This is a genomic window from Streptomyces sp. NPDC051136 (assembly GCF_044455745.1).
Lineage (GTDB): Bacteria > Actinomycetota > Actinomycetes > Streptomycetales > Streptomycetaceae > Streptomyces.
In genome coordinates, this window is record NZ_JBITFE010000014.1 from 97,534 (window position 1) to 118,677 (window position 21,144).

23 protein-coding genes are annotated in these 21,144 nt (G+C 72.9%); 15 read left to right on the forward strand and 8 right to left on the reverse strand.

Annotated elements, in window-relative coordinates:
• Window positions 1-111 precede the first annotated feature (111 nt).
• Window positions 112-801 (forward strand): snapalysin, encoded by a 690-nt coding sequence (snpA, locus tag ACIBCJ_RS32830; RefSeq protein WP_133890291.1) that lies wholly within the window; start codon window positions 112-114, stop codon window positions 799-801.
• A 135-nt stretch (window positions 802-936) separates the two neighbouring features.
• The gene (locus ACIBCJ_RS32835; RefSeq protein ID WP_362104048.1) at window positions 937-1,197 is read left to right on the forward strand and encodes a hypothetical protein; all 261 of its coding nucleotides are present in this window, start codon (window positions 937-939) and stop codon (window positions 1,195-1,197) included.
• A gap of 13 nt (window positions 1,198-1,210) precedes the next feature.
• On the opposite strand, the gene ACIBCJ_RS32840 is transcribed toward ACIBCJ_RS32835, so the two are convergent.
• Window positions 1,211-1,897 (reverse strand): adenosylcobinamide amidohydrolase, encoded by a 687-nt coding sequence (locus tag ACIBCJ_RS32840; protein ID WP_365981356.1) that lies wholly within the window; start codon window positions 1,895-1,897, stop codon window positions 1,211-1,213.
• Window positions 1,898-2,075: 178 nt separating this feature from the next.
• On the opposite strand from ACIBCJ_RS32840, the gene ACIBCJ_RS32845 reads away from it, so the two are divergent.
• Complete coding sequence (locus tag ACIBCJ_RS32845) at window positions 2,076-2,426, forward strand: hypothetical protein (protein WP_362514788.1); 351 nt, start codon at window positions 2,076-2,078, stop codon at window positions 2,424-2,426.
• A gap of 55 nt (window positions 2,427-2,481) precedes the next feature.
• Here the strand turns inward: ACIBCJ_RS32845 and ACIBCJ_RS32850 are convergent, their stop codons facing one another.
• Window positions 2,482-3,678, reverse strand: coding sequence for a globin domain-containing protein (locus ACIBCJ_RS32850; RefSeq protein WP_365981357.1), 1,197 nt, complete (start codon window positions 3,676-3,678; stop codon window positions 2,482-2,484).
• A gap of 80 nt (window positions 3,679-3,758) precedes the next feature.
• A complete protein-coding gene (gene nsrR / locus ACIBCJ_RS32855; protein WP_365981358.1) occupies window positions 3,759-4,205 on the reverse strand; it encodes a nitric oxide-sensing transcriptional repressor NsrR in 447 nt (148 codons plus the stop codon).
• Window positions 4,206-4,355: 150 nt separating this feature from the next.
• Here nsrR and ACIBCJ_RS32860 point away from each other — a divergent pair, with 150 nt between their 5' ends.
• The gene (locus tag ACIBCJ_RS32860) at window positions 4,356-4,796 is read left to right on the forward strand and encodes a hypothetical protein (RefSeq protein ID WP_362514113.1); all 441 of its coding nucleotides are present in this window, start codon (window positions 4,356-4,358) and stop codon (window positions 4,794-4,796) included.
• Window positions 4,797-4,813: 17 nt separating this feature from the next.
• Here the strand turns inward: ACIBCJ_RS32860 and ACIBCJ_RS32865 are convergent, their stop codons facing one another.
• Together ACIBCJ_RS32865 and ACIBCJ_RS32870 are read right to left on the reverse strand one after the other, a co-directional pair.
• The gene (locus ACIBCJ_RS32865) at window positions 4,814-6,535 is read right to left on the reverse strand and encodes an MFS transporter (RefSeq protein ID WP_365981359.1); all 1,722 of its coding nucleotides are present in this window, start codon (window positions 6,533-6,535) and stop codon (window positions 4,814-4,816) included.
• A complete protein-coding gene (locus ACIBCJ_RS32870) occupies window positions 6,532-7,011 on the reverse strand; it encodes a MarR family winged helix-turn-helix transcriptional regulator (protein ID WP_393528177.1) in 480 nt (159 codons plus the stop codon). The genes ACIBCJ_RS32865 and ACIBCJ_RS32870 overlap by 4 nt, the downstream gene beginning before the upstream one ends.
• Window positions 7,012-7,108: 97 nt before the next feature.
• Between ACIBCJ_RS32870 and ACIBCJ_RS32875 the strand changes: the two genes are divergently transcribed.
• The 9 genes from ACIBCJ_RS32875 to ACIBCJ_RS32915 all read left to right on the forward strand — a co-directional run bounded on the left by ACIBCJ_RS32875 (window position 7,109) and on the right by ACIBCJ_RS32915 (window position 14,883).
• Window positions 7,109-7,801, forward strand: coding sequence for a GAF and ANTAR domain-containing protein (locus ACIBCJ_RS32875; protein ID WP_362104064.1), 693 nt, complete (start codon window positions 7,109-7,111; stop codon window positions 7,799-7,801).
• A gap of 155 nt (window positions 7,802-7,956) precedes the next feature.
• Window positions 7,957-9,612, forward strand: a complete 1,656-nt coding sequence (locus tag ACIBCJ_RS32880; RefSeq protein ID WP_365981360.1) for an ATP-binding protein — start codon at window positions 7,957-7,959, stop codon at window positions 9,610-9,612.
• Window positions 9,609-10,016 carry a roadblock/LC7 domain-containing protein gene (locus tag ACIBCJ_RS32885; RefSeq protein WP_365981361.1) on the forward strand — a complete coding sequence of 136 codons (408 nt, stop codon included), beginning with the start codon at window positions 9,609-9,611 and terminating at the stop codon, window positions 10,014-10,016. Before ACIBCJ_RS32880 ends, ACIBCJ_RS32885 begins: the two co-directional genes overlap by 4 nt.
• Entirely contained in the window at window positions 10,013-10,360 is a 348-nt protein-coding gene (locus tag ACIBCJ_RS32890) for a DUF742 domain-containing protein (RefSeq protein WP_362104070.1), read from the forward strand. The genes ACIBCJ_RS32885 and ACIBCJ_RS32890 overlap by 4 nt, the downstream gene beginning before the upstream one ends.
• A complete protein-coding gene (locus tag ACIBCJ_RS32895; RefSeq protein WP_365981362.1) occupies window positions 10,341-10,973 on the forward strand; it encodes an ATP/GTP-binding protein in 633 nt (210 codons plus the stop codon). The genes ACIBCJ_RS32890 and ACIBCJ_RS32895 overlap by 20 nt, the downstream gene beginning before the upstream one ends.
• The gene (locus ACIBCJ_RS32900) at window positions 10,970-12,211 is read left to right on the forward strand and encodes a cytochrome P450 (protein ID WP_362104074.1); all 1,242 of its coding nucleotides are present in this window, start codon (window positions 10,970-10,972) and stop codon (window positions 12,209-12,211) included. The genes ACIBCJ_RS32895 and ACIBCJ_RS32900 overlap by 4 nt, the downstream gene beginning before the upstream one ends.
• Complete coding sequence (locus ACIBCJ_RS32905) at window positions 12,208-13,428, forward strand: cytochrome P450 (RefSeq protein WP_362514094.1); 1,221 nt, start codon at window positions 12,208-12,210, stop codon at window positions 13,426-13,428. Before ACIBCJ_RS32900 ends, ACIBCJ_RS32905 begins: the two co-directional genes overlap by 4 nt.
• A gap of 98 nt (window positions 13,429-13,526) precedes the next feature.
• On the forward strand, window positions 13,527-13,931 hold the full coding sequence (locus ACIBCJ_RS32910; protein ID WP_362514091.1) for a hypothetical protein: 405 nt from the start codon (window positions 13,527-13,529) through the stop codon (window positions 13,929-13,931).
• 148 nt (window positions 13,932-14,079) lie between these two features.
• A complete protein-coding gene (locus ACIBCJ_RS32915; protein ID WP_362104081.1) occupies window positions 14,080-14,883 on the forward strand; it encodes a ribonuclease BN in 804 nt (267 codons plus the stop codon).
• 79 nt (window positions 14,884-14,962) lie between these two features.
• Here ACIBCJ_RS32915 and ACIBCJ_RS32920 read toward each other — a convergent pair whose 3' ends face one another.
• The 3 genes from ACIBCJ_RS32920 to ACIBCJ_RS32930 form a co-directional block, all read right to left on the reverse strand.
• Window positions 14,963-16,006, reverse strand: coding sequence for an SDR family oxidoreductase (locus ACIBCJ_RS32920; protein WP_365981363.1), 1,044 nt, complete (start codon window positions 16,004-16,006; stop codon window positions 14,963-14,965).
• Window positions 16,003-17,805, reverse strand: coding sequence for a thiamine pyrophosphate-requiring protein (locus ACIBCJ_RS32925; RefSeq protein WP_365981364.1), 1,803 nt, complete (start codon window positions 17,803-17,805; stop codon window positions 16,003-16,005). The genes ACIBCJ_RS32920 and ACIBCJ_RS32925 overlap by 4 nt, the downstream gene beginning before the upstream one ends.
• 101 nt (window positions 17,806-17,906) lie before the next feature.
• A complete protein-coding gene (locus ACIBCJ_RS32930) occupies window positions 17,907-18,893 on the reverse strand; it encodes a LacI family DNA-binding transcriptional regulator (RefSeq protein ID WP_362513488.1) in 987 nt (328 codons plus the stop codon).
• 289 nt (window positions 18,894-19,182) lie between these two features.
• Here ACIBCJ_RS32930 and ACIBCJ_RS32935 point away from each other — a divergent pair, with 289 nt between their 5' ends.
• Together ACIBCJ_RS32935 and ACIBCJ_RS32940 are read left to right on the forward strand one after the other, a co-directional pair.
• Window positions 19,183-20,109: a sugar ABC transporter permease gene (locus ACIBCJ_RS32935; protein WP_362513479.1), complete on the forward strand. Its 927-nt coding sequence runs from the start codon at window positions 19,183-19,185 to the stop codon at window positions 20,107-20,109.
• Window positions 20,110-20,116: 7 nt separating this feature from the next.
• Window positions 20,117-21,070 carry a carbohydrate ABC transporter permease gene (locus tag ACIBCJ_RS32940; RefSeq protein WP_362104089.1) on the forward strand — a complete coding sequence of 318 codons (954 nt, stop codon included), beginning with the start codon at window positions 20,117-20,119 and terminating at the stop codon, window positions 21,068-21,070.
• Window positions 21,071-21,144: the final 74 nt, after the last annotated feature.

A 21,144-nucleotide genomic window follows, 5' to 3' on the forward strand; every position in this document is an offset into this window, starting at 1 on the left:
TGGGTGATAGGCCCGCCCTATCACCTGTTGCCATCATCACAGCGGGCTCATGGGCGCCCCACACTCACCGGTGACGACTTCTCCCCACTCCCCCACTTCAAGGAGTCATCGATGCGTATCACCCTCCCCCTGCTGTCCGCCGCGGCCGGCCTCGGCCTGACCGCCGCCGTGCTCGGCGCCGGCCCCGCCACGACGGCAGCGGCGCCCCAGGAGCCGGTCCGGGCCGCCCAGTCCGGCTACCTGCCCTCGGCCGGGTCCGGCGAGGACGCGGCCGCCAACCGCGCGTTCTTCGAGGCGGTCGTCAAGTCGGTCGCCAAGAAGCGCGCCGCGAACCCGTCGGCGTCGGCCGCCGCCGCCGTCACCGTCTACTACAGCGCCGCCAACGCGCCGAGCTTCCGTACGCAGATATCCCGCTCCGCCCAGATCTGGAACAGCTCGGTGTCCAACGTGCGGCTCGCGGAGTCGAGTTCCGGCGCGGACTTCGCGTACTACGAGGGCAACGACTCGCGCGGCTCGTACGCCTCCACCGACGGGCACGGCAGAGGCTACATCCTGCTCGACTACCGGCAGAACCAGCAGTACGACTCGACCCGGGTGACCGCCCACGAGACCGGGCACGTGCTCGGTCTGCCCGACCACTACACCGGGCCGTGCAGCGAGCTGATGTCGGGCGGCGGCCCCGGCACGTCCTGCACCAACCCCTACCCGAACTCCACCGAGCGCAGCCGGGTCAACCAGCTGTGGGCCAACGGCTTCCAGGCGGCGCTCGACAAGGCGCTGGAGAAGTCCGCCCAGCGCTGACGCCGACGGACCACCGTGCGGGCGGCCCGGCCGGGCCGCCCGCACGCGTGTGTGCGTCCCTCCCGCGCCGCTTGCACAAGCTCCCGCCGGGTACCCGCAGTTCACTTGGCAGCGGCTTTTCCGAAGGAGTGGGACGTGGACGAGCGGATGACCTCCGTCGACGGCGGTCTCGGTGATCTGGAGCCGGGCACGAGACAGCGCGCGCAGTTGCGCGTCCGCCTCGCAGACACCGCCTGGACGGCACTGTGCGTGCTGCTCGCGCTGTGGGCGGTGTGGAGTGCCGTCGACCTGGCCCGCGGGGCGACGGCGTGGGCGTACTGCGCCGTCGCCTGGGTGCTGCTCGCCGTGGCGCTGACCCTGAGGGTGGCGGCGGTCCGGCGCAGGACTTCGCTGTAGCCGGTCCCGGACGTCACGGGAGGGCGGGCAGCGACGCGCCCACGGCCCGGTGGACGGCCCGGGCGAGCCGGGCGCCCCACGCGGAGCGAGGGCCCGCGAAGGCGTGCGCCTCGGCGCCGTCGCGCGGGGTCCGGGCGGCGACGCACACCGCGTCCGTGGGGGTGCCGGAGCAGTCGAGACCGGCGTCGACCAAGGCCTGGACCTTGGCCTCGGTCGCCGTCATCACCGCGTTGACCAGGGCGGCGTCGCTCAGCGCCACGGGCAGCGCGGCGACGATGTTGATCGTGCCGGGGGGCGCGGCGCCCGCGCCGCCCTCCTCGGGCACGGCGGCCCAGCCGCGTACCGAGATCCCGGCGGTCACCACGGCCTCCACACCGCCGTCCCCCCCACGGCCGTGGGCGGAGACGTCGGCGGCCGTCATCAGACCCACGCCCGGGCCGCGGGCCCCGGCGGCGCGGGCCAGGCCGGCCAGGTGCCGGTCGGGGTCCGTGCGCCGGTAGCCGTGGGCGACCTGGGCGTTGAGCACCCAGGCGCGCTCGGCGAGCCCGCCGCCCAGCACGGCGCTGCTGGCCATCCGCCAGCCCGGCCCGGGACGCCACAGCAGGGCGTGCAGCCGTCGACCGTCCTCCATCCGGACCAGGTGCTCGAGGTCGAGCAGGCGGGCGGGCCCGGTGCGCGGCGGAGGCAGGAGGGCGGGCACGGCTCGGTGGCTCCCAGCGGCGATCGGCGAGGTCGGTGGCGGACCGGACGATCGTACTCAGCGCCGGTGACCCGTCGGTCGGCGCCCGGCCGGCCGGTCGCGGGGCGCATTGCGGACCCGTGCCCGGGCACCTTCACTGAACACAACTTCGCCACCAGGCGACGGATCGGAGGCCGCGATGCTGTCCCACACCCTGGAGCATGGGGTCCTGGTCATCACGGTGGACCAGGACCCGGGAATCGACGGGCGGGCCACGCTGACCACGCACATCACCAACCTGGTCGACGCCCACCGGCCGGCCCCCGTCGTCATCGTGCTGACCGAGCGGGCCACCGGCCACGCCGCGGTCAGCGCGGTCCTCCGGGCCCATCAGTGGTGCGCGCGACTCGACGTCCTGCTGTCCGTGGTCACCCACAGCGCGCCGGTCCGGCGGCTGCTGGAGGCCAACGCGGACACCTCGGGTCCGCACCTGGTGGTGCACGCCCGCGTCGACACCGCGATCAGCACCGCGTTCACCGCGGCGGCCTAACGCCCGTACCGGAGTTCCGAGCCGGCGGCCGGGCACCGGCCGCCGTTCCGCCGCGCTACTGCCGTGCGAGCCAGAGGTCGGGGCCGAAGACCTCGTAGTGGATGTGCTCGGCGGGCACCCCGCGGCGCAGCAGGTCGCCGCGGAGGGCACGCATGAAGGGCACCGGGCCGCACAGGTAGGCCGTGAGTCCCTCGGGCAGTTCCACGCCGCTCAGGTCGGCGCGGCCGGTGGACGCCTGCGGTGCCCGGTCGCCGGGCTCCTCGTACCAGAGGTGGAGGCGGGCGTCGGGCAGCGCGCGCACCAGGTCGAGCTGCTCCTGCCGGTGGGCGTGGTGCTCGGGGCTGCGGTCGGCGTGCACGACGGTCACCGGACGGGCGGCGCCCGTGGCGCAGAGGTGCTCGAGCATCGCCAGCACGGGGGTGACGCCGATGCCGGCGGAGGCCAGCAGCAGCGGGCCGTCGTGCTCCGCGAGGCCCAGGTCGCCGAACGGCGCGGACACGGTCAGCACGTCGCCTTTGCGGGCGTTGGCGTGCAGCCAGGAGGAGACCTCGCCGTCGGGCCGGCCGTCGCCGCCGACGCGCTTGACGGTGATGCGCCACTCGGACCTGCCGGGCGCGGCGGACAGGCTGTACTGGCGGATCTGCCGGGCTCCGTCGGGCAGATCGACCCGGACGCTGACGTACTGGCCCGGACGGAACGGGGCCGGGAGGCGGCCGCCGGTCGGCCGCAGTGCGAGCGAGACCGCACCGGTGCCCTCCTCGACCCGGTCGGCGATCTCCATGGACCGCCAGACGTCTCCGGCCGCCACGTCCGTCTCCGCGTAGAGCCGGGCCTCCAGGGCGATGAGCGCGTCGGCCATCAGCCAGTAGACCTCGTCCCAGGCCCGGGCGACCTCGGGGGTGACGGCGTCGCCGAGCACGTCGACGACGGCGGCCATGAGGTTCTCGTGGACAACCGCGTACTGGGCGGGGGTGATGCCGAGCGAGGCGTGCTTGTGCGCGATCCGCGAGAGCAGCACGTCGGCCCGTTCGTCCGGGTTTTCCAGCAGCAGGCCGGCGAACCCGGCGACGGCCCCCGCCAGGGCCCGCTGCTGCTCGCCGGTGGCCTGGTTCCCGCGGTTGAACAGGTCCCGCAGCAGCTCGGGGTGGGCGTCGAACAGCTTGCGGTAGAACACGTCGGCGATGTCGCCGATGGCCGCGCCGACGGCGGGGAGAGTGGCTCGGACCACGGGAACGGACTGTTCGGACAGCACAGCGACTCCTTGAGCGATTAATTGGTAAGTGAGATTCGTATTTTGGGTCGCGGATCGGCGGTCTTCCGGAGCACCGGCCGTCACCTCGGGGAGCGGTCCGTCAGGCCGATCAGGACCGGGCCGGTCGGTGAGGCCACCAGATCGGTCACGGTGAGGGGGTCGAGCGCGGCGTAGAACGCCTCCTGGGCGTCGCGCAGGGCACCCCGCAGCCGGCAGGCCCCGCGCAGCGGGCACGGGTTGCCGCCCTCGCAGTCGACCACCTCGGCGTCACCCTCCAGCTCCCGCACCAGCCGGCCCACCGAGGCGCGTCGCCCCAGGTCGGTCAGGGTCAGCCCGCCGCCGCGTCCGCGCCGCGCCTCCACCACGCCCAGGCGCTGCAGACGGGTGATGGCCTTCGCCGCGTGCGTGTACGGCACACCGACGACCTCGGCCACCTCCCTGGTGGTCAGCGGTTCGTCACCGTCTCTCACGACCGCCAGGCGCATGACGGAACGCAGCGCCAGGTCGGTGAACTTCGTCAGCCGCACACCGGGAAGCTATCAAATGCGCATGCTAGATTCGCCTTTACCCGGGGTACGGGCCCTGTGCGGTGCGTCACCGGACCCGCGGCACCCCGGGCGAGCCGCTCGACGGGGGCGGCGCACCGGCACGGCCGGGCTCACGGAACGGCGGCACCGATGGCAGTGGAAGACAGCGGCTCGCGCGACCCGGGAGGAAGCACTCCCCTCCCCCGCGTGCTGTGCGACACGGCACGGCTCGTCGCGCCGGACGGCGACGCGCCCTCCGGCGCCCTGTGGAAGCTGGCGGAACCCGGACGACAGCTCGACGCCAACGTCGTCCACCTCCCGGCCGGCGGCCGGGTGGGCACCCACACCGAGCCGGACCTCGACGTCCTGCTCCTCGTCCTCGACGGTGCGGCCCGTCTGGACTGCGCCGACGGCGAGCATCCCTTGCGCAGGGGAGTCCTCACGTGGCTGCCGCACGGCTCGACGCGGGCCGTGCTCGCCGGGCCCGACGGGGTCACGTACCTGACCGTGCACCGCCGGCGTCCGGGCCTGCGCGTCCAGCCGCCGGAGGCCGCCGACCGGCTGCGACGGTCCCTCGGTGGCGGAGCCTGATCAGCGGCGGGCGGCGCTCACCGTGCCTCGGCCCGCAGTCGGGTGAGGGTACGCGCCGTCAGGGGCCGGGGCTCCTCGTCGGGGTCGACGAGGACGACGGTGCAGGTGGCGGCGTGAGTGAGGGCGCTGGTGAAGCTGCCGTCGGCGAACTGGGCCAGCGGGCCGCGCGAGGAGCGGCCGACCGCGACCGTGCGGGCCCCCACCTCGGTGGCGTGCCGGGCCAGGGCGCGGCCCGCGGCGGCGTGGTCGCCGACGCCCGTGAGGATCTGACCGGTGACGGTGACGCCGAGGCCGCCGAGCCGGTCGAGGTGTGCGGTGACGGCAGCCGTCGCCTCCGCCTCGGTCTCGGTGTCGGCGGCCTGTTCCTCGACGACGGCGGTCTGCCGTACGTGGACGATCTCGAGCGGGCTCGCGGTGTCGCGGGCCAGTCGTGCGGCGGCGTCCACGACGGCGGCCGCCTCGGAGCGGGCGCCGACGGCCACCACCACGGGCGGTACGCCGGTCGCGGCCGGGGCGCCGACCGGGGTCAGGGCCGGGGCCACGGGTTCCTCCTCGCCGGTGTCCGACTCGGCCCGGCGCAGCAGCCGGTGGCCGCCGGCCAGCACGGGGATGGCCAGCAGGAAGGTGGCGGCGCCGAGGTAGAAGGGCACGCTCAGGTCGGTGGCGTCGGCGAGCTTTCCGGCGACGTAGGGGGCCAGGCCGCCGCCGATGAAGCGCAGGAAGCCGTACGCGGAGGAGGCCACGGGGCGCTCCACCGGCGAGACCAGCATGACGGCCTGGGTGGTGAGGGTGTTGTTGATGCCGATGAAGGCGCCGCTGACGATCACCGCGACGATCACCGTCGTGGGGTCGGTGACCCCGGCGGCTATGACGGCCATGACGATCCCGAGGCCGAGCAGGTTGGCGTAGAGGACGGGCGCGGTGCCGTAGCGGGCCTGCAGGCGGGGGGCGAAGAAGACGCTGAAGGCGGCGACCAGCAGGCCCCAGGCGGTGAAGACCAGGCCGAGTTCGTGGGCCTCCAGCTCCATCGGGTACGGCGCGTAGCCGAGCATGGTGAAGAAGCCCCAGTTGTACAGCAGCGCCATGATGCCCATGGTGAGCAGGCCGCGGTGGCGCAGCGCCTTCAGCGGGGCGAGCGGTGAGGTGACCCGCTCGGGCCTCGGCAGGTCGGGGACGAGGGCGACGGTGGCGATCAGGGCCACGGCCATCAGGGCGGCGACGCCGAAGAAGGGGCCGCGCCAGCTGATGCCGCCCAGTTCGCCGCCGAGCAGCGGCCCGACGGCGATGCCGAGGCCCAGCGCCGTCTCGTAGAGGATGATCGCTCCGCTGAAGCCGCCGCTGGCGGAGGCCACGATGACCGCCAGCGAGGTGGCGATGAACAGGGCGTTGCCCAGCCCCCAGCCGGCCCGGAAGCCGACGATGCCGTTGATGGAGCCGGTGGCGCCGGCCAGGGCGGCGAAGACGACGATGACGGCGAGGCCGGTGACCAGGGTGCGCTTGGCGCCGATGCGGCTGGAGACCCAGCCGACGAAGAGCATGGCGACGGCGGTGACGATCAGGTAGCTGCTGAACAGCAGGGAGACCTGGCTGGGGGTGGCGTCGAGGCTCTCGGCCAGCGCCGGCAGGATCGGATCGACCAGGCCGATGCCCATGAACGAGATGACGCAGGCGAAGGCGACGGCCCAGACGGCCTTGGGCTGCCGGAAGGGGCTGGCGGCCTTTCCACGGGGTGCACTCATGCGCGGTCTTCCTCCGAGGTGTCCTGACGGTTGCGGATGACCCGGGCCAGGGCGAGCAGTGCGGTGCTGGTGGCCTGCCGCTCCGGCCCGGTCATGTCCTCCAGGAGCCGGCCCAGGGCCCGGGAACGCTCCGCGCGCCGCCGGGCCAGGACCTCCAGGCCGGTGGACGTCACCGTCACGAGCACGCCGCGGCCGTCGGTCGCGTCGGCGGTGCGCCTGGCCAGCCCCGCACGTTCCAGGCGCGTGACGAGCTGGGTCATGTTCGGCTGGGAGACGCCCTCGGCCCGGGCCAGTTCGGTCAGCCGCTGCGGGCCCTCGCGGCTCAGCCTGGCCAGCGTCGAGGAGGCGGCGGTGCTCAGACCCCCGGCGCTGGCGCTCTGCCGTACGTACCTGAGCATCTGCTCCACGGCGATGATCAGGTCGTCCGGCTCCGGGCCCGGGACCTGCGACGCACTGTCCATAAGCGCATTATGCATTTAGATGTAACGTGAAACAAGACCGATCGTGCCGGCCCTCCTTGTTGGGAGAGCCCTCCCGTGGGGCACTCCTTCAGGGACCGAGGGAGGAACCGGCATGAACGACTGGCGCGGGTTCGCCGAGCAGATGGCCTCACTGGCCCGCGATCTGCTGGCCCAGGAATCGCTGGACGACACCCTGGAGAGGATCACCGCTTCGGCCACGGAACTGGTGGAGGGCTGCGACGCCGCCGGCATCCTCATCCTGCGCGGCGGCCAGGTGCAGTCGCTGGCCCCCACCGAACAGGTCGTCGTCGACAGCGACGACCTGCAGGGGCGCCTCGGGGAGGGTCCCTGCTTCGACGCCGCCCGCTCATCCTCCGGGGAGCGGCAGTTCCGGATCGCCGACTTCAGGGACGAGGCCGAGCGCTGGCCCCGCTACGTCCCCGAGGCGCGCAAGCTGAACCTCGGCAGCATGATGGGCTTCCTGTTGTTCACCGAGGACGAGGACCTCGGCGCACTGGACCTGTACTCGTACAGGCCCGGCGCCTTCTCGGCGGCCGACGAGACGGCCGGCTGGCTGCTGGCCTCCCACGCGGCGGTCGCCTTCTCCAGCGCGCGTACCCACGCCCAGATGCAGGAGGCCATCGGCACCCGGCACACCATCGGGGAGGCCATGGGCATCCTCATGGGCAGGCACCGCCTCACCGAGGACCAGGCATTCGCCGTCCTGCGCCGGTACTCACAGGACAACAACGTCAAACTGCGCGACGTGGCGGCGCGGGTCTGCGAACGGGGCGGGCTTCCCTGAGAGAACAAGCAAGAAGATGAACAAGTTTCCTCCTTTCGGATCACTAACCCTCGTATAGTGATCGCCAGTTGAGTGCCGTGTGACAGTCCGCTGCTCGCATGCGCCCCGTTGGACGACACGAGGGCCGCTCCGGCGGCCTGGCGAGGACCCGATTGATGACCGCGCCCGCCCGCCCCGGCGACCGCCCCCCTCCCCGCGCCCTCGTAGCAGTGGCCCTGCCGTGCGCCGTCGTGTCGGCGCTGGTCGTCGGCGGCGCCGTCGCCGCCGCGCCCCCTTCGGTACGCGTTCCGCTCGGCCTGGGCGCCGGCGCCGCGGCGATCCTGCTCTGCGCGGCGCTGACGGCGGCCGTGCACGCCGTCCGCGCGGAGCGGGCCGCGCGCCGGCTGCTGGCGGCAGCCCGGAGGGAGGCGGACGCCGAACGGACCCGCGCCGCCGCCGAGGCCGATCGTGAACGCGGATCCCTGGTCGCCGAGTTCACGCGCGAGCGGGAACGGCTCACGGACGGCTTCGCACAGGAGCGCGCGCGTCTGGAGTACGAGCGGGACCAGGAGGTGGCCCGGCTCACCGAGGAGACCGCCCGCCTCGACGCACGGCTCAAGCGCGCCACCGCCGAACGTGCCGCCGCCGTGTCCGCGACGGCGAACGCGGCCGGCCGCATGCAGGCCCTGGCCACCGGCATGCTGGCCGACCTGCGGGCCATGGAGGAGCGGCACAGCGACGAGGAGGTCCTCGCCGACCTGCTCCACCTCGACCACCGCACCGCGCAGGCGGGGCGGCTCGCCGACTCCGTCGCCGTCCTCACCGGCGCGCGCTCCGGCCGCCGTTGGGCGCGGCCGATCGGCATGGAGTCCATTCTGCGCGGCGCCATGGGCCGGATCGCCGGCTACCAGCGGGTGCGCGTGCACTCCACGAGCGACACCGCGGTCGCCGGGCACGCCGCCGAGGGCGTCATGCACGCCCTGGCCGAACTCCTGGACAACGCGGCGAACTTCTCCCCTCCGACGGCGGAGGTCCACGTCTACGTCGAGGAGGTGCCGGCCGGGGTCATCGTGTCCGTGGAGGACAGCGGACTGGTGATGGGCGACGTGCAACTGCGCCGGGCCCAGCAGGCGGTGGCCGGTGAGACGGCGGGGCTCGGCGGTCTGACCGGCACCCGGCTGGGCCTGGCCGTCGTGGGACGGCTGTCGGCCAAGTACGGGCTGAAGGTCTCCTTCCGGCCGTCCGCACGCGGCGGCACGGGCGTCCTGATGCTCGTCCCCCAGGACATCCTGAGCGGCCCCGTCGTCACCGACGCGCCGGCGGCGGTGACGGTGGCGGCCCCGGCCGACCGGCAGGACATTCCGGCGTCGCCCGCCGCCGAACCGGCCCCGTTCACGGCCCCCGAACCGTCGCCCGTCCACGACCTCGCGGACCGGGCGGACCGGGCAGACCCGGCGGACCGGAGCCGGGACGACGACGGCGGCCGGGACCGGGCACCGGAAGAGGACCTTGCCGGGGCCGACGACCGGGACCGTCAGGGAACCGGCGACCAGGACCTGACCCCGGCGCCGGACCCGTCCTCGCCCGGGGAGCTGCCCAAACGCCGCCGCGGCCGGACCCTGGCCGCCGCCGAACGCGCCCGCGCCGCCGCCCGCACCGCCGAGCCGCGCCCCGCCCCCTCGGCCGACGACGCGAAGGCACGCGCGGCCCGCTTCAGCAGCTTCCGCCAGGCCGTCAGGAACACCGCCAGCGCCGCCTCCGAACCGGCCGAGACGGCCCCCGACCACCCGTCCCCCTCACCCGCGCACCCGGAAGGCGACACCACTTCATGACCGGCTCGACCACCGCCGACGAGAAGCTCACCTGGCTCATCGAGGGCCTCCTGGAGCGCACTCCGGACGCGCGGCACGCGCTCGTCCTCTCCCGTGACGGACTCAAGCTGTGCCGCACCCCGGAACTCTCCGTCGACCAGGCCGACCAGCTGTCCGCCATCGCCGCCGGCATCCAGTCGCTGTCCCACGGCGCCTCCGTGGAGTTCGGCGACGGCAGCGGCGGCGTGCGCTCGGCGATGACCGAGTTCTACGGCGGCATCCTGTTCATCGTGGAGGCCGGCGCGGGCGCCCACCTCGCCGTCGTCACCTCGGAGGACGCGGACGCCGGACTCGTCGGGCACAACATGAGCGAGCTGATCGAACAGCTCGGCGAACACCTCACCGCGCAGCCGCGCACGTCATGAGCCGCCCCGGCAGGGACGACGCGCCCGACCGCCTGTACACCGTCACGCAGGGACGCAGCAGCTCGGGCTCCGACCACCCCTTCGACCTGGTCACCCTTGTGGTCGCCGAGTCCGGACCGACCCCCGGCATGCAGTCGGAGCACACGGCGATCCTGAGGCTGGCCGAGGCCCCCACGGCGGTGGTGGAGATCGCCGCCGAACTCCGGCTCCCGGTGAGCATCACCAAGATCCTGCTCTCCGACCTGCACGCCGCCGGCCGGGTGAGCGCACGTCACCCGCACACCGCAGCCGTCCCCGACCCCGACATCCTGGAGCAGGTGCTCGTTGGACTCCGCAATCTCTGACGCCCGTACCCCGGCGAGCGCCCCGGAGCGCATCCCGCTGGGCGCGTCCGCAGACAACGGCCTGAAGATCGTGGTCGTGGGCGGGTTCGGGGTCGGCAAGACGACCATGGTCCGCTCGGTCAGCGAGATACGTCCCCTCAACACCGAGGAGACGATGACGCAGGCCGGTGCGGCGGTCGACGACATCAGCGAGGTGAGCGACAAGTCCGCGACGACCGTCGCCTTCGACTTCGGCCGCATCAGCCTCGACGCGCGCAACGTGCTGTACCTGTTCGGCGCACCCGGCCAGGAACGGTTCTGGTTCCTGTGGGACCGGCTGTTCTCCGGCACCCTCGGGGCGGTCGTGCTCGTCGACACCCGGCGCATCGACGACTCCTGGTACGCCATCGACCGCCTGGAGCACCACGGCACGCCGTTCATCGTCGCCTGCAACGACTTCGGCGGCCCGGAGCATGCGCCCGAGGCGGTCCGCGAGGCCCTGGACCTGGACCCGCGGGTGCCGCTGGTGTCCTGCGACGCCAGGTCCCGCGAATCCAGCAAGCAGGTGCTGATCGCGCTGGTCGAACATCTGCGGACCCGTTACGCCGCCCCACCCCGACAGGAGTTCGTGTGAGCACCGACGCCCGCGACGTCCAGGACGCCGTACCGCTCGGCGGACCCCGCTTCCAGACCGAACCGGCCCTGCTGTACCGGCAGATGAGGCGCGAGCACGGCGCCGTCACACCGGTGGTGCTGGACGGCGACGTACCGGCCTGGCTGGTGCTCGGCTACCGCGAGCTGCACCAGGTGACCGGCGACCCGGTGCTGTTCAGCCGGGACTCGGACCTGTGGAACCAGTGGGAGAACATCCCCGACGACTGGCCGCTGCTGCCGATGATCGGCCGCAAGCAGCCGTCGATCCTGTACACGGTCGGGGAGCGGCACCGCGAGCGCGCCACGATGATCAGCGACGCGCTGGAGGCCGTCGACCCGCACCTGCTGCGCGCCCACGCCGAGCGGTTCGCCGACGAACTCGTCGACCGGCTCTGCGCGAAGGGCGAGGCCGACCTCGTCGGCGACTACGCCATGCTGCTGCCGGTGCGGGTGCTGGCCCGCCTGTACGGCTTCTCCGACGAGCAGGGCCCGGCGCTGGTCACCGCGCTCAACGACATGATCGACGGCAGGGAGCGGGCCCTGGCGGGCCAGACGCACCTCGGCACGTCGATGGCGACGCTGCTGGCCGAACGGAAGGCGGCGCCCGCCGACGACGTCGCCTCCCGGATGCTGGCCGACGACAGCGGCTTCACCGAGGAGGAGATCGCCCAGGACCTGATGGTCATGATGGCGGCGGGCCACCAGCCGACGGCGGACTGGATCGGCAACTCTCTGCGGCTGATGCTGACCGACGACCGCTTCGCCGCCTCCCTCTTCGGCGGCCGCAACAGTGTCGCCGAGGCCATGAACGAGGTGCTGTGGGAGGACACGCCCACGCAGAACGTGGCCGGCCGCTGGGCCGCGCGGGACACGCAGCTCGGCGGGCGCCGCATCCGCGCCGGCGACCTGGTGCTGCTCGGGCTCCAGGGCGCCAACTCCGACCCGCAGGTGCGCACCGACGGCTCCGCGCTCACCGGCGGCAACAACGCGCACTTCTCCTTCGGGCACGGTGAGCACCGCTGCCCGTTCCCCGCGCAGGAGGTCGCCGAGGTCATCGCGCGCACCGGCATCGAGGTCGTGCTCGACCGGCTGCCGGACATCGACCTGGCGGTGCCCGCCGGGTCCCTCACCCGTCGCCCCTCGCCCTGGCTGCGGGGGCTGACCGAGTTGCCCGTGCGGTTCACCCCGACCACTGCCCTGGGAGGCACGTCAGCATGACGACCGGTACCGAAGAAGCCCGGATCCCGCTGGACCCGTTCGTCACCGACCTGGACGGCGAGGGCGCGCGGCTGCGTGCGGCCGGGCCGCTGGCCGCCGTGGAGCTGCCGGGCGGCGTGCCGGTCTGGGCGGTCACGCACCACGCGGAGGCCAAGGCGCTCCTGACGGACCCGCGGCTGGTCAAGGACATCGAGGTGTGGGGCGCCTGGCGGCGCGGCGAGATCCCCGCCGACTGGCCGCTGATCGGACTGGCCAACCCGGGCCGCTCGATGCTCACCGTGGACGGGGCCGAGCACCGCCGGCTGCGCACCCTGGTGGCGCAGGCGCTCACGGCGCGCCGGGTGGAGCACATGCGGGGGCGGATCACCGAGCTGACCGACCGGCTCCTCGACGAGCTGCCCGCGGACGGCGTCGTCGACCTCAAGGCGGCCTTCGCCTACCCGCTGCCGATGTACGTCATCGCCGACCTGATGGGCATCGAGGAGGCGCGGCTGCCCCGCCTGAAGGTGCTGTTCGAGAAGTTCTTCTCGACGCAGACGCCGCCCGAGGAGGTCGTGGCGACCCTCACCGAGCTGGCCCAGGTCATGGGTGAGACGGTCGCCGCGAAGCGTGCCGTGCCCGGCGACGACCTGACGAGCGCGCTGATCCAGGCGTCCGAGAACGGCGACCACCTCACCGACGCGGAGATCGTCTCCACCCTCCAGCTGATGGTGGCCGCCGGACACGAGACGACGATCTCGCTGATCGTCAACGCCGTGGTCAACCTGTCCGCGCACCCCGAGCAGCGGGACCTGGTGCTCTCCGGGAAGGCCGAGTGGTCCGCCGTGATCGAGGAGACGCTGCGCTTCTCGACGCCGACCTCGCACGTCCTGATCCGGTTCGCCACCGAGGACGTGCCGGTGGGCGAGAAGGTGATACCCGCCGGGGACGCGCTGATCGTGTCGTACGGCGCGCTGGGCCGCGACGAGGCGGCGCACGGTCCGACGGCGGGCTCCTTCGACGTCACGCGCACCTCCGGGAACCGGCACATCTCCTTCGGCCACGGCCCGCACGTGTGCCCGGGCGCCGCCCTGTCGCGGATGGAGGCCGGTGTGGCCCTCCCGGCGCTCTACGCCCGTTTCCCGCACCTGGACCTGGCGGTGCCGGTCGCCGAGCTGCGCAACAAGCCGGTGGTCACGCAGAACGACCTGTTCGAGCTGCCGGTCAGGCTGGCCTGACGGCGACCGGCTTCGGCCGGGCCTCCCACCCGCGGGGCGTTTGCTTCCCTCCCCGCGGGTAACTCCGGCATTCCGGACGCCGACCCCCGGGAGTCGCCATGTGGAAGCGCAAGGGCAGAAAGGGCCGTCGGACCGCCGAGCCGGTCCCCGTGGAACTGTGCGACCTGTGCGCCAGGGTCTTCCCCGAGAACGAGTCCGTGACCGGCTACGTGCCGGACTCCTCCGCGGCGCACGCCGTCAACGAGCACGTCGACGGGCTCCGGCTCATCACCACGTGCTCGGACGAACACTTCGACGTGATCAAGGGAGAGTACGCGCAGCGGCCCTTCGTGGACGAGGAGCTGTGGGCGGCGAAGCTGACCCGCGTCCTGACCGCGGGGCCGCAGGCCCTCTCCATGGACCAGCTCGGCTGCCGGACGGGCCTCCAGGAGTCCCAGATACGCGCCGGCATCGCCTGGCACAACGAGCGCATGCGGGAGGCCCAGCAGCGCTCCGATCCCTGAGGCCGGGGCCACCGGCCGTTCCCCCGTCCGGCGAGTCCCCGTGGGGGCCGCCGGGCGGGCCGTCCGGGTGCACCGACGTTTGCCGGGGTGCCGGCCGGGTCACTCAGTTCCCCGTCGCGAGCCATCGAAGGACGCCCGAGGAGCACCCGTGAACCGGTTGTGGCGGCCGTTCCACCGTGCGTGGGACTGGCTGGCCGCGTCCGCCCTCGTCCGGCGCGGCCGGGACCTGGAGCTGATGCACCGGGCCATGGGCTTCGCCACGCTCGCCCTGGTCACCCTGGCCCCGCTGCTGATCGTGGTGGCCGCGGCCGATCCGCTGGGCCGCGGCGGCTTCGCCTCGTGGCTGGCCGACGGGATGGGTCTGTCCGGGCGGTCGGCGCGCGTGCTGACCGACATCATCAGCCCACCGACCAAGGTCGTCGGCACGACGAGCGTGTGGGGTGGAATCCTGCTCGGCGTGTTCGGCGTGTCCTTCGCGGCGAGCGTGCAGAACGGGTACGAGCGCATCTGGGAGCTGCCCTCCGGGCCGTGGCACCGCATCTGGCGCCAGATGACCTGGGTGATCCTGCTGACCGCCTATCTCTACCAGGAGGTGCAGACGCGGACCGCGCTGCACGGTTCGGCGCGGATCGCGCTGTCGACCGCGAGCGGCATCCTGTTCTTCTGGTGGGGTCAGCACTTCCTGCTCGGCGGCCAGGTCCGCTGGCGCGACCTGCTGCCGGGAGCGCTCGCCACGGTGGTGGGCCTGGTCGGGCTGCGCGGTTTCTCGTACCTCTTCTTCACGCCGCTCATCCTCGACAACGCGTTCAGCTACGGCGCGGTCGGCATCGTGCTGGTGGTGGAGTCCTGGCTGATCGGGGTCGGGTTCGTCGTCTTCGGCGGCGCGATGGTCGGGCACTGGTTCTGCGAGCACCACTGGTGGGCGCGGAACATCGACCGCAGGCCGGACTGACTGACCCCATGAAGGCAGGCCCTCCGCGCGCACGGCCGGCCGTCCCGGGGCGGCACGGCCGGCCGTGCGGCCGGGGTCGTCAGCCGGCGCGCCGGCGCAGGCCGCCCGCGAGCGCTGCGGCGGCCACCCCGGTCACCGCGGCGGCCAGGGCCAGTGGCCTGCGGCGGCGGGAGAGCCAGAACTGGAGGCTGCGCGAGTGGGCTTCTTCGTCGAAGATCCCGTGCGCGCCGTAGTCGTCCGGGGCGGTGTCGTCCGGCGGCTTCCAGAGGTTGACCGGCCGTGCCGGGTCGACGGGCCGGTCGGTCTGCTGCCCGTCGTAGCCGGTGCGGGCCAGGTAGCGGTCCAGGAGGCCCGGGGCGAGCTTCTGGCCCAGCAGGGTGGCGACGGTGGAGCCGCCGACCCAGTACACGCGCCGCTCCGGGTGGTCGGCCGCGTACAGCACGGCCTCGGCGGCGACCTCGGGCTGGTAGACGGGGGCGACCGGGCGCGGATGGCGCGGCAGCCGGGTCAGGACCCAGCTGAACTGGGGCGTGTTGAGCCCGGGCATCTGGACCATGGTCACCCGCACCCCGCTGCGGTCGTGCAGCAGCTCGCAGCGCAGCGACTCGGTGAATCCCTGGATGGCGTGCTTGGCGCCGCAGTAGACGGCCTGGAGCGGGACGCTGCGTTCGGCGAGGGCGGAGCCCACCTGGACGATGGTGCCGCGGTCGCGCGGCGTCATGCGCCGCAGGGCGGCCTGGGTCCCGTGCACGAACCCGAAGTAGGTCACCTCGGTGGCCCGCCTCAGCTCCTCGGGCCGGATCTCCTGCACGGGCGCGAAGACGGTCGAGAAGGCGGCGTTCACCCATACGTCGATGGGGCCCAGCTCGGCCTCGATCCGGTCGGCGGCCGCGTCCACGGCCTGCGCGTCGGCGACGTCCACGACCAGGGGCAGGGCCCGCCCGCCGGCCCGGCGGATCTCCTCGGCGGCCTGTTCCAGCGCGTGCTCGCCGCGCGCCAGCAGGGCCACCGCGGCCCCGCGGGCGCCGAAGGCCCGCGCCGCGGCCCGGCCCACGCCGCCGGTCGCGCCGGTGACGACGACGACCTCGGTGCCCTTCGTCCCGCGGTGGCGCGCGCCGCTCACTTCCTGCCCCGGCCGGGAAGGTGCTCGGCGTACTCGGTGAGCTTCTGGCGTACGCCCTTGGTGGCGATGCCGGTGGCCTCCGGGTCGTGCAGCGCGGCCTTGACGGCCTTCTTGCCCTGGTCCTTCATGATGTGCGGCGGGATCGGCGCGATCTCCGCGTCCACCTTGAACTCCAGGACCACGGGCCGGCCCGCGCCGAGCGCCTCGTCCCAGGCGGCGCCGACCTTCTTGGGGTCGTCGCAGACGATGCCCTTGAGGCCGAGCAGTTCGGCGTAGGCGGCGTAGGGCACGTCGGGGATGACCTGGGACCCGGGGTACTTGGGATCGCCGGACATGGCCCGCTGCTCCCAGGTCACCTGGTTCAGGTCCTGGTTGTTGAAGATGCAGAAGACGAACGGGGCCGAGCCGGACAGGCGGTCCAGGTACCGCTTGATGGTGATCATCTCGTTCATGCCGTTCATCTGGAACGCGCCGTCCCCGACGAAGGCGATCACCGGCCGGTCCGGGTAGGCGAACCGCGCCGCGATGGCGTACGGCGTCCCCGGGCCCATCGTGGCGAGGGTGCCGGAGAGCGAGGCCCGCATGCCGTCGCGGAGCTTGAGGTGGCGGGCCCACCAGTTGGTGCCCGAGCCGGAGTCGGCGGTCAGGATGACGTCGTCCGGCAGCCGCGGCGACAGTTCGGCGGCGACGGCCTGGGGGTTGATGGTCTTGCCGAAGTGCTCGCCCGCCCAGCGGTCGCACAGGTCGTGCCACTCCCGGACGTCCTTCTCGATCTTCTCCCGCCAGCCGCGGTCCTCCTTGCGCTGGAGCATCGGGACGAGGGCACGCAGGGTCTCCCTGGCGTCGCCGACGACGTGCGCGTCCATCGGGTAGCGGATGCCGATCATGCGGCCGTCGATGTCGATCTCGACGCCGCGCGCCTGGCCTTCCTCCGGCAGCCACTCCGAGTAGGGGAAGCTGCTGCCGACCATGAGCAGGGTGTCGCACCCCTTGATCATGTTGTCGCTGGCCTTGCTGCCCAGCAGACCGATGGGCCCGGTGACGTACGGCAGGTCGTCGGGGAGGACCTCGCGGCCGAGCAGCGCCTTGGCGACGCCCGCGCCGAGCAGTTCGGCGACCTCGATCACCTCTGCCTCCGCGTCGGCGGCGCCCTGGCCGACCAGCATGGCGACCTTCTTGCCCGCGTTGAGCACGTCGGCGGCCTTGCGCAGCTCGTCGAGGTCGGGCAGCACGCGCGACCGGCTCCAGCCCACGCTGGAGAAGACGGAGCCGTGCTCCCTGGGCGGGGACGGCTGGGCCTCCTCCTCCTGGATGTCGTTGGGGATGATGATGGTGGCGACGCCCCGGCTGGTCAGCGCGGTCTTGAAGGCCCGGTCGACGACGTGCCGGGCCTGCCCCGGGTGCACGATCATCTGGCAGTACTCGGACACGTCCGCGAAGAGCTGGTCGAGGGCGATCTCCTGCTGGTAATGGGTGCCGAGCGACAGCCGCTTCTGCTGTCCGACCACCGCCACCACGGGCTGGTGGTCGAGCTTCGCGTCGTACAGCCCGTTGAGCAGGTGCACCGCGCCGGGGCCGGACGTGGCGATGCAACAGCCCACCTCGCCGGTGAACTTGGCGTGGCCGCAGGCCATGAACGCGGCCATCTCCTCGTGCCGGGCCTGGATGAACTCCGGTTTGCCCTCCGCCCGGTCGAACGCGCCGAGCAGACCGTTGATGCCGTCACCCGGGTAGCCGTAGACCCGCTGTACGCCCCACTCGGACAGGCGCTGGAGCACGTAGTCGGCAACTTGGGTCATGAGGCTCTCCCAGGCGTGGGGGGACGACGGTCGGCTTGTGGGGTTACCCTCCGGGCCGCCCCCAAACCGGCCGTACGCCCCCTTCGGCCGCTCTCGTGCGGCTACGCCGGGGGCGGCGCGGTGCTCGCCCGGGTCACCAGCCGGGTCGGCACCAGGGTCGTGCCCCGGTGCGGGCCGGCCTCGCGCATCGTGCGCAGGACGGCCCGGACGCACAGCCGGCCGACCTCGGCGAAGTCCTGGTGGACGGTGGTCAGCGGGGGCAGGAAGGAGCCGGCCTCGGCGATGTCGTCGAAGCCGATGACGCTGACGTCCTCCGGCACCCGCCGTCCGTGTTCGTGCAGGGCGCGCAGCAGGCCGAGGGCCATCTGGTCGTTGGCCGCGAAGACTGCGGTGCACTCCGCGCGGGCCGCGAGTTCCAGGCCGGCCCGGTAGCCGGACCGGGCCGACCAGTCGCCCCGGACGAGCGGCGGCGGGGTGCGGCCGGCCGCGGTGAGGGTGTCGTGCCAGGCGTCGGCGCGACGCTGGGCGGCGAAGGAGCCCTCGGGGCCGGCCAGGTGCCACACCGTGTCGTGCCCGAGGTCCAGCAGGTGGCGCACGGCGGTACGGGAGCCGCCGGCCTGGTCGGTGTCGACGACCGTGTAGTGGTCGCCCGCGTCGGAGTCGACCACGACGACCTGGACGTGCGGCGGCAGGGTCAGGGAGCCCGCGTCGAGCAGGTGGACCTCCATGATGACGATGACCGCGTCGACGGCCAGCTCCTCCAGCCGGGAGAAGGCGCCGCGCACCTCGTCCTGGGTGGGGACGGCGACGGGCAGCAGCGTCACCGCGTACCCCTCGCTCGCGGCGGAGGTGGCGATGGCCTCCAGGGTGCGCACGTTGCCCGTGGTGGCCAGCGAGAAGGTGATGACGCCGATGGTGCGGAACTCGCCGCGCTTGAGGGCCCGGGCCGCGCTGTTGGGCCGGTAGCCCAGCTCCTTCATGGCCGCCAGCACCTGCCGCCTGGTCTCCTCCGTCACGCCCGCGTAGCCGTTGGAGACCCGGGAGACGGTCTGCGAGGAGACCCCCGCCAGCCGGGCCACGTCCGCCATCGACGCCGTGGGCGTCCGGCCGCCGCGCCGGCGCCGCGGGCCCGCGTCCCGCGCGTCCGCGGCTCCCTCAGCCGTCTCCACTGCCCTCCGCCACCTCTCCGCACCTGTCGGGCCCCGGCTCCCGAAGGACCCTTGACCGTCGTCCTCGGGGCAGTGTAGACATGCCGCCACCGAATGTTTACGTAAACATAACAGCACTCACCCGGCTTTCCGGGCTCGCGGTGCGTGATGTTTACGTAAACATGACGAGGCGCCAAGACGCTTCGGGACGTGACGACCGAGGAACGACATGACGACGCTGCAACCGCCGGCCGCCGCCGAGCCGCGGCCGGTCCCGCCCCCGGTGCGGCGGGACCGCCGTTCCTGGACCGGGTGGGGCTTCCTCGCCCCCTTCGTGGCCGTCTTCGCCCTGGTCTTCCTCGCGCCGATCGCCTACTCGCTCTACCTCAGCCTCTTCCGCGACCGGCTCATCGGCGGAACCACCTTCGTCGGCCTCGACAACTACGGCGAGGCGCTGAGCGACGACCGGTTCTGGGCCTCCCTCGGCCGGGTCTCGCTCTTCCTCGCCGTGCAGGTGCCGATCATGCTCGGCATCGCGCTCCTGGTGGCCCTGGCCCTGGACAGCGGACGCCTGTACGGCCGGGACTTCTTCCGCATCTCCGTCTTCCTGCCGTACGCGGTGCCGGCCGTGGTGGCCACCCTGATGTGGGGCTTCATGTACGGCACCCGCTTCGGCCTGGTCGGCGACATCGACGACGCGCTGGGCGTCTCGCTGCCCGACCCGCTCTCCCCCGATCTGGTGCTGGCCTCCATCGGCAACATCGTGACCTGGGAGTTCACCGGCTACAACATGCTGATCTTCTACGCGGCGCTGCGCGTCGTCCCGCACTCGTTGTACGAGGCTGCCCAGATCGACGGAGCAGGACAGATCCGGGTGATCACCGCGATCAAGCTCCCGGCCATCCGCGGGGCCCTGGTGATCGCCACGATCTTCTCGATCATCGGCAGCTTCCAGCTCTTCAACGAGCCCAGCATCCTGCAGCCCTTGGCGCGCAACGCCATCACCACGGACTACACGCCGAACTCCTACACGTACGCGCTGTCCTTCAACGGCCGGCAGCAGAACTACTCCGCGACCGTCGCCGTCGTCATGGGCCTGATCACCATGGTCATCGCCTACCTCGTGCAGCTGCGCGGCATGCGCAAGGGAGCGTGAAGCAGCGATGACCAGCCCGGCCGCCACCACCGCCCCGGACCCCTCCGCCCCCGCGCCGTCCCGCGCCTCGGGCTCCGCGCCCCGGCTGCGCGCGCCCCGGCGCCGGCACTCCGCCGACCGGCCCCGGCGCAGCGTGCTGCTGACCCTGCTCACCTCGCTGGTGCTGCTGTACAGCCTGGTGCCGCTGGTCTGGCTGGTCTTCAGCGCCACCAAGACGCAGGAGGGGCTGTCCCGTTCGTTCGGCCTCTGGTTCGACGGCGACTTCGCGCTGTGGGACAACATCGGCGAGACGTTCACCTACGACGACGGCGTCTTCACCCGCTGGCTGCTCAACACCCTGCTGTACGTGGGGCTCGGCGCGGGCGGCGCGACCTTCCTGGCGGTACTCGGCGGCTACGCGCTCGCCAAGTTCCGCTTCCCCGGCCGGCGTGCCGTCTTCGCCGTCGTCATCGGCGCGGTGGCGGTGCCGGGGACGGCGCTGGCGGTGCCGACCTTCCTGATGTTCAGCGAGATGGGGCTCACCGACACGCCCTGGGCGGTGATCGTCCCGTCCCTGATCTCGCCGTTCGGTCTCTATCTGATGTGGGTGTTCGCCACCGAGGCGATTCCGGCCGAGCTGATGGAGGCCGCCCGTATCGACGGGGCGGGCGAGGTGCGCACCTTCTTCCGGGTGGCCCTGCCGCTGCTGGCGCCCGGCATCGTCACCGTCCTGCTGTTCACCGTGGTCGCGACCTGGAACAACTACTTCCTGCCGCTGGTCATGCTCAAGGACCCCGACTGGTATCCGCTCACGCTGGGGCTCAACAGCTGGAACCAGCAGGCCGCGACCGCGGGCGGCGAGCCCGTGTTCCACCTCGTCGTCACCGGTTCGCTGATCACCATCCTGCCGCTGATCGCCGCGTTCCTGCTGCTCCAGAAGTACTGGCAGTCGGGGCTCGCCGCCGGAAGCGTCAAGGAGTGACCCCGCCCGCTCCGCCCACCACCTACGTCCTCGTCAGCCCGCAACGGTGCCGGTTCCGGCCACGAAGAAGTGGA

Excerpts from the sequence above, each read along its gene's own strand:
- snpA (WP_133890291.1), top strand. The coding sequence starts at position 112 with ATGCGTATCACCCTCCCCCTGCTGTCCGCCGCGGCCGGCCTCGGCCTG.
- ACIBCJ_RS32845 (WP_362514788.1), top strand. The coding sequence starts at position 2,076 with ATGCTGTCCCACACCCTGGAGCATGGGGTCCTGGTCATCACGGTGGAC.
- ACIBCJ_RS32860 (WP_362514113.1), top strand. The coding sequence starts at position 4,356 with ATGGCAGTGGAAGACAGCGGCTCGCGCGACCCGGGAGGAAGCACTCCC.
- ACIBCJ_RS32865 (WP_365981359.1), bottom strand. The coding sequence starts at position 6,535 with ATGAGTGCACCCCGTGGAAAGGCCGCCAGCCCCTTCCGGCAGCCCAAG.
- ACIBCJ_RS32870 (WP_393528177.1), bottom strand. The coding sequence starts at position 7,011 with ATGCATAATGCGCTTATGGACAGTGCGTCGCAGGTCCCGGGCCCGGAG.
- ACIBCJ_RS32875 (WP_362104064.1), top strand. The coding sequence starts at position 7,109 with ATGAACGACTGGCGCGGGTTCGCCGAGCAGATGGCCTCACTGGCCCGC.
- ACIBCJ_RS32880 (WP_365981360.1), top strand. The coding sequence starts at position 7,957 with ATGACCGCGCCCGCCCGCCCCGGCGACCGCCCCCCTCCCCGCGCCCTC.
- ACIBCJ_RS32885 (WP_365981361.1), top strand. The coding sequence starts at position 9,609 with ATGACCGGCTCGACCACCGCCGACGAGAAGCTCACCTGGCTCATCGAG.
- ACIBCJ_RS32890 (WP_362104070.1), top strand. The coding sequence starts at position 10,013 with ATGAGCCGCCCCGGCAGGGACGACGCGCCCGACCGCCTGTACACCGTC.
- ACIBCJ_RS32905 (WP_362514094.1), top strand. The coding sequence starts at position 12,208 with ATGACGACCGGTACCGAAGAAGCCCGGATCCCGCTGGACCCGTTCGTC.
- ACIBCJ_RS32910 (WP_362514091.1), top strand. The coding sequence starts at position 13,527 with ATGTGGAAGCGCAAGGGCAGAAAGGGCCGTCGGACCGCCGAGCCGGTC.
- ACIBCJ_RS32925 (WP_365981364.1), bottom strand. The coding sequence starts at position 17,805 with ATGACCCAAGTTGCCGACTACGTGCTCCAGCGCCTGTCCGAGTGGGGC.
- ACIBCJ_RS32930 (WP_362513488.1), bottom strand. The coding sequence starts at position 18,893 with ATGGCGGACGTGGCCCGGCTGGCGGGGGTCTCCTCGCAGACCGTCTCC.
- ACIBCJ_RS32935 (WP_362513479.1), top strand. The coding sequence starts at position 19,183 with ATGACGACGCTGCAACCGCCGGCCGCCGCCGAGCCGCGGCCGGTCCCG.
- ACIBCJ_RS32940 (WP_362104089.1), top strand. The coding sequence starts at position 20,117 with ATGACCAGCCCGGCCGCCACCACCGCCCCGGACCCCTCCGCCCCCGCG.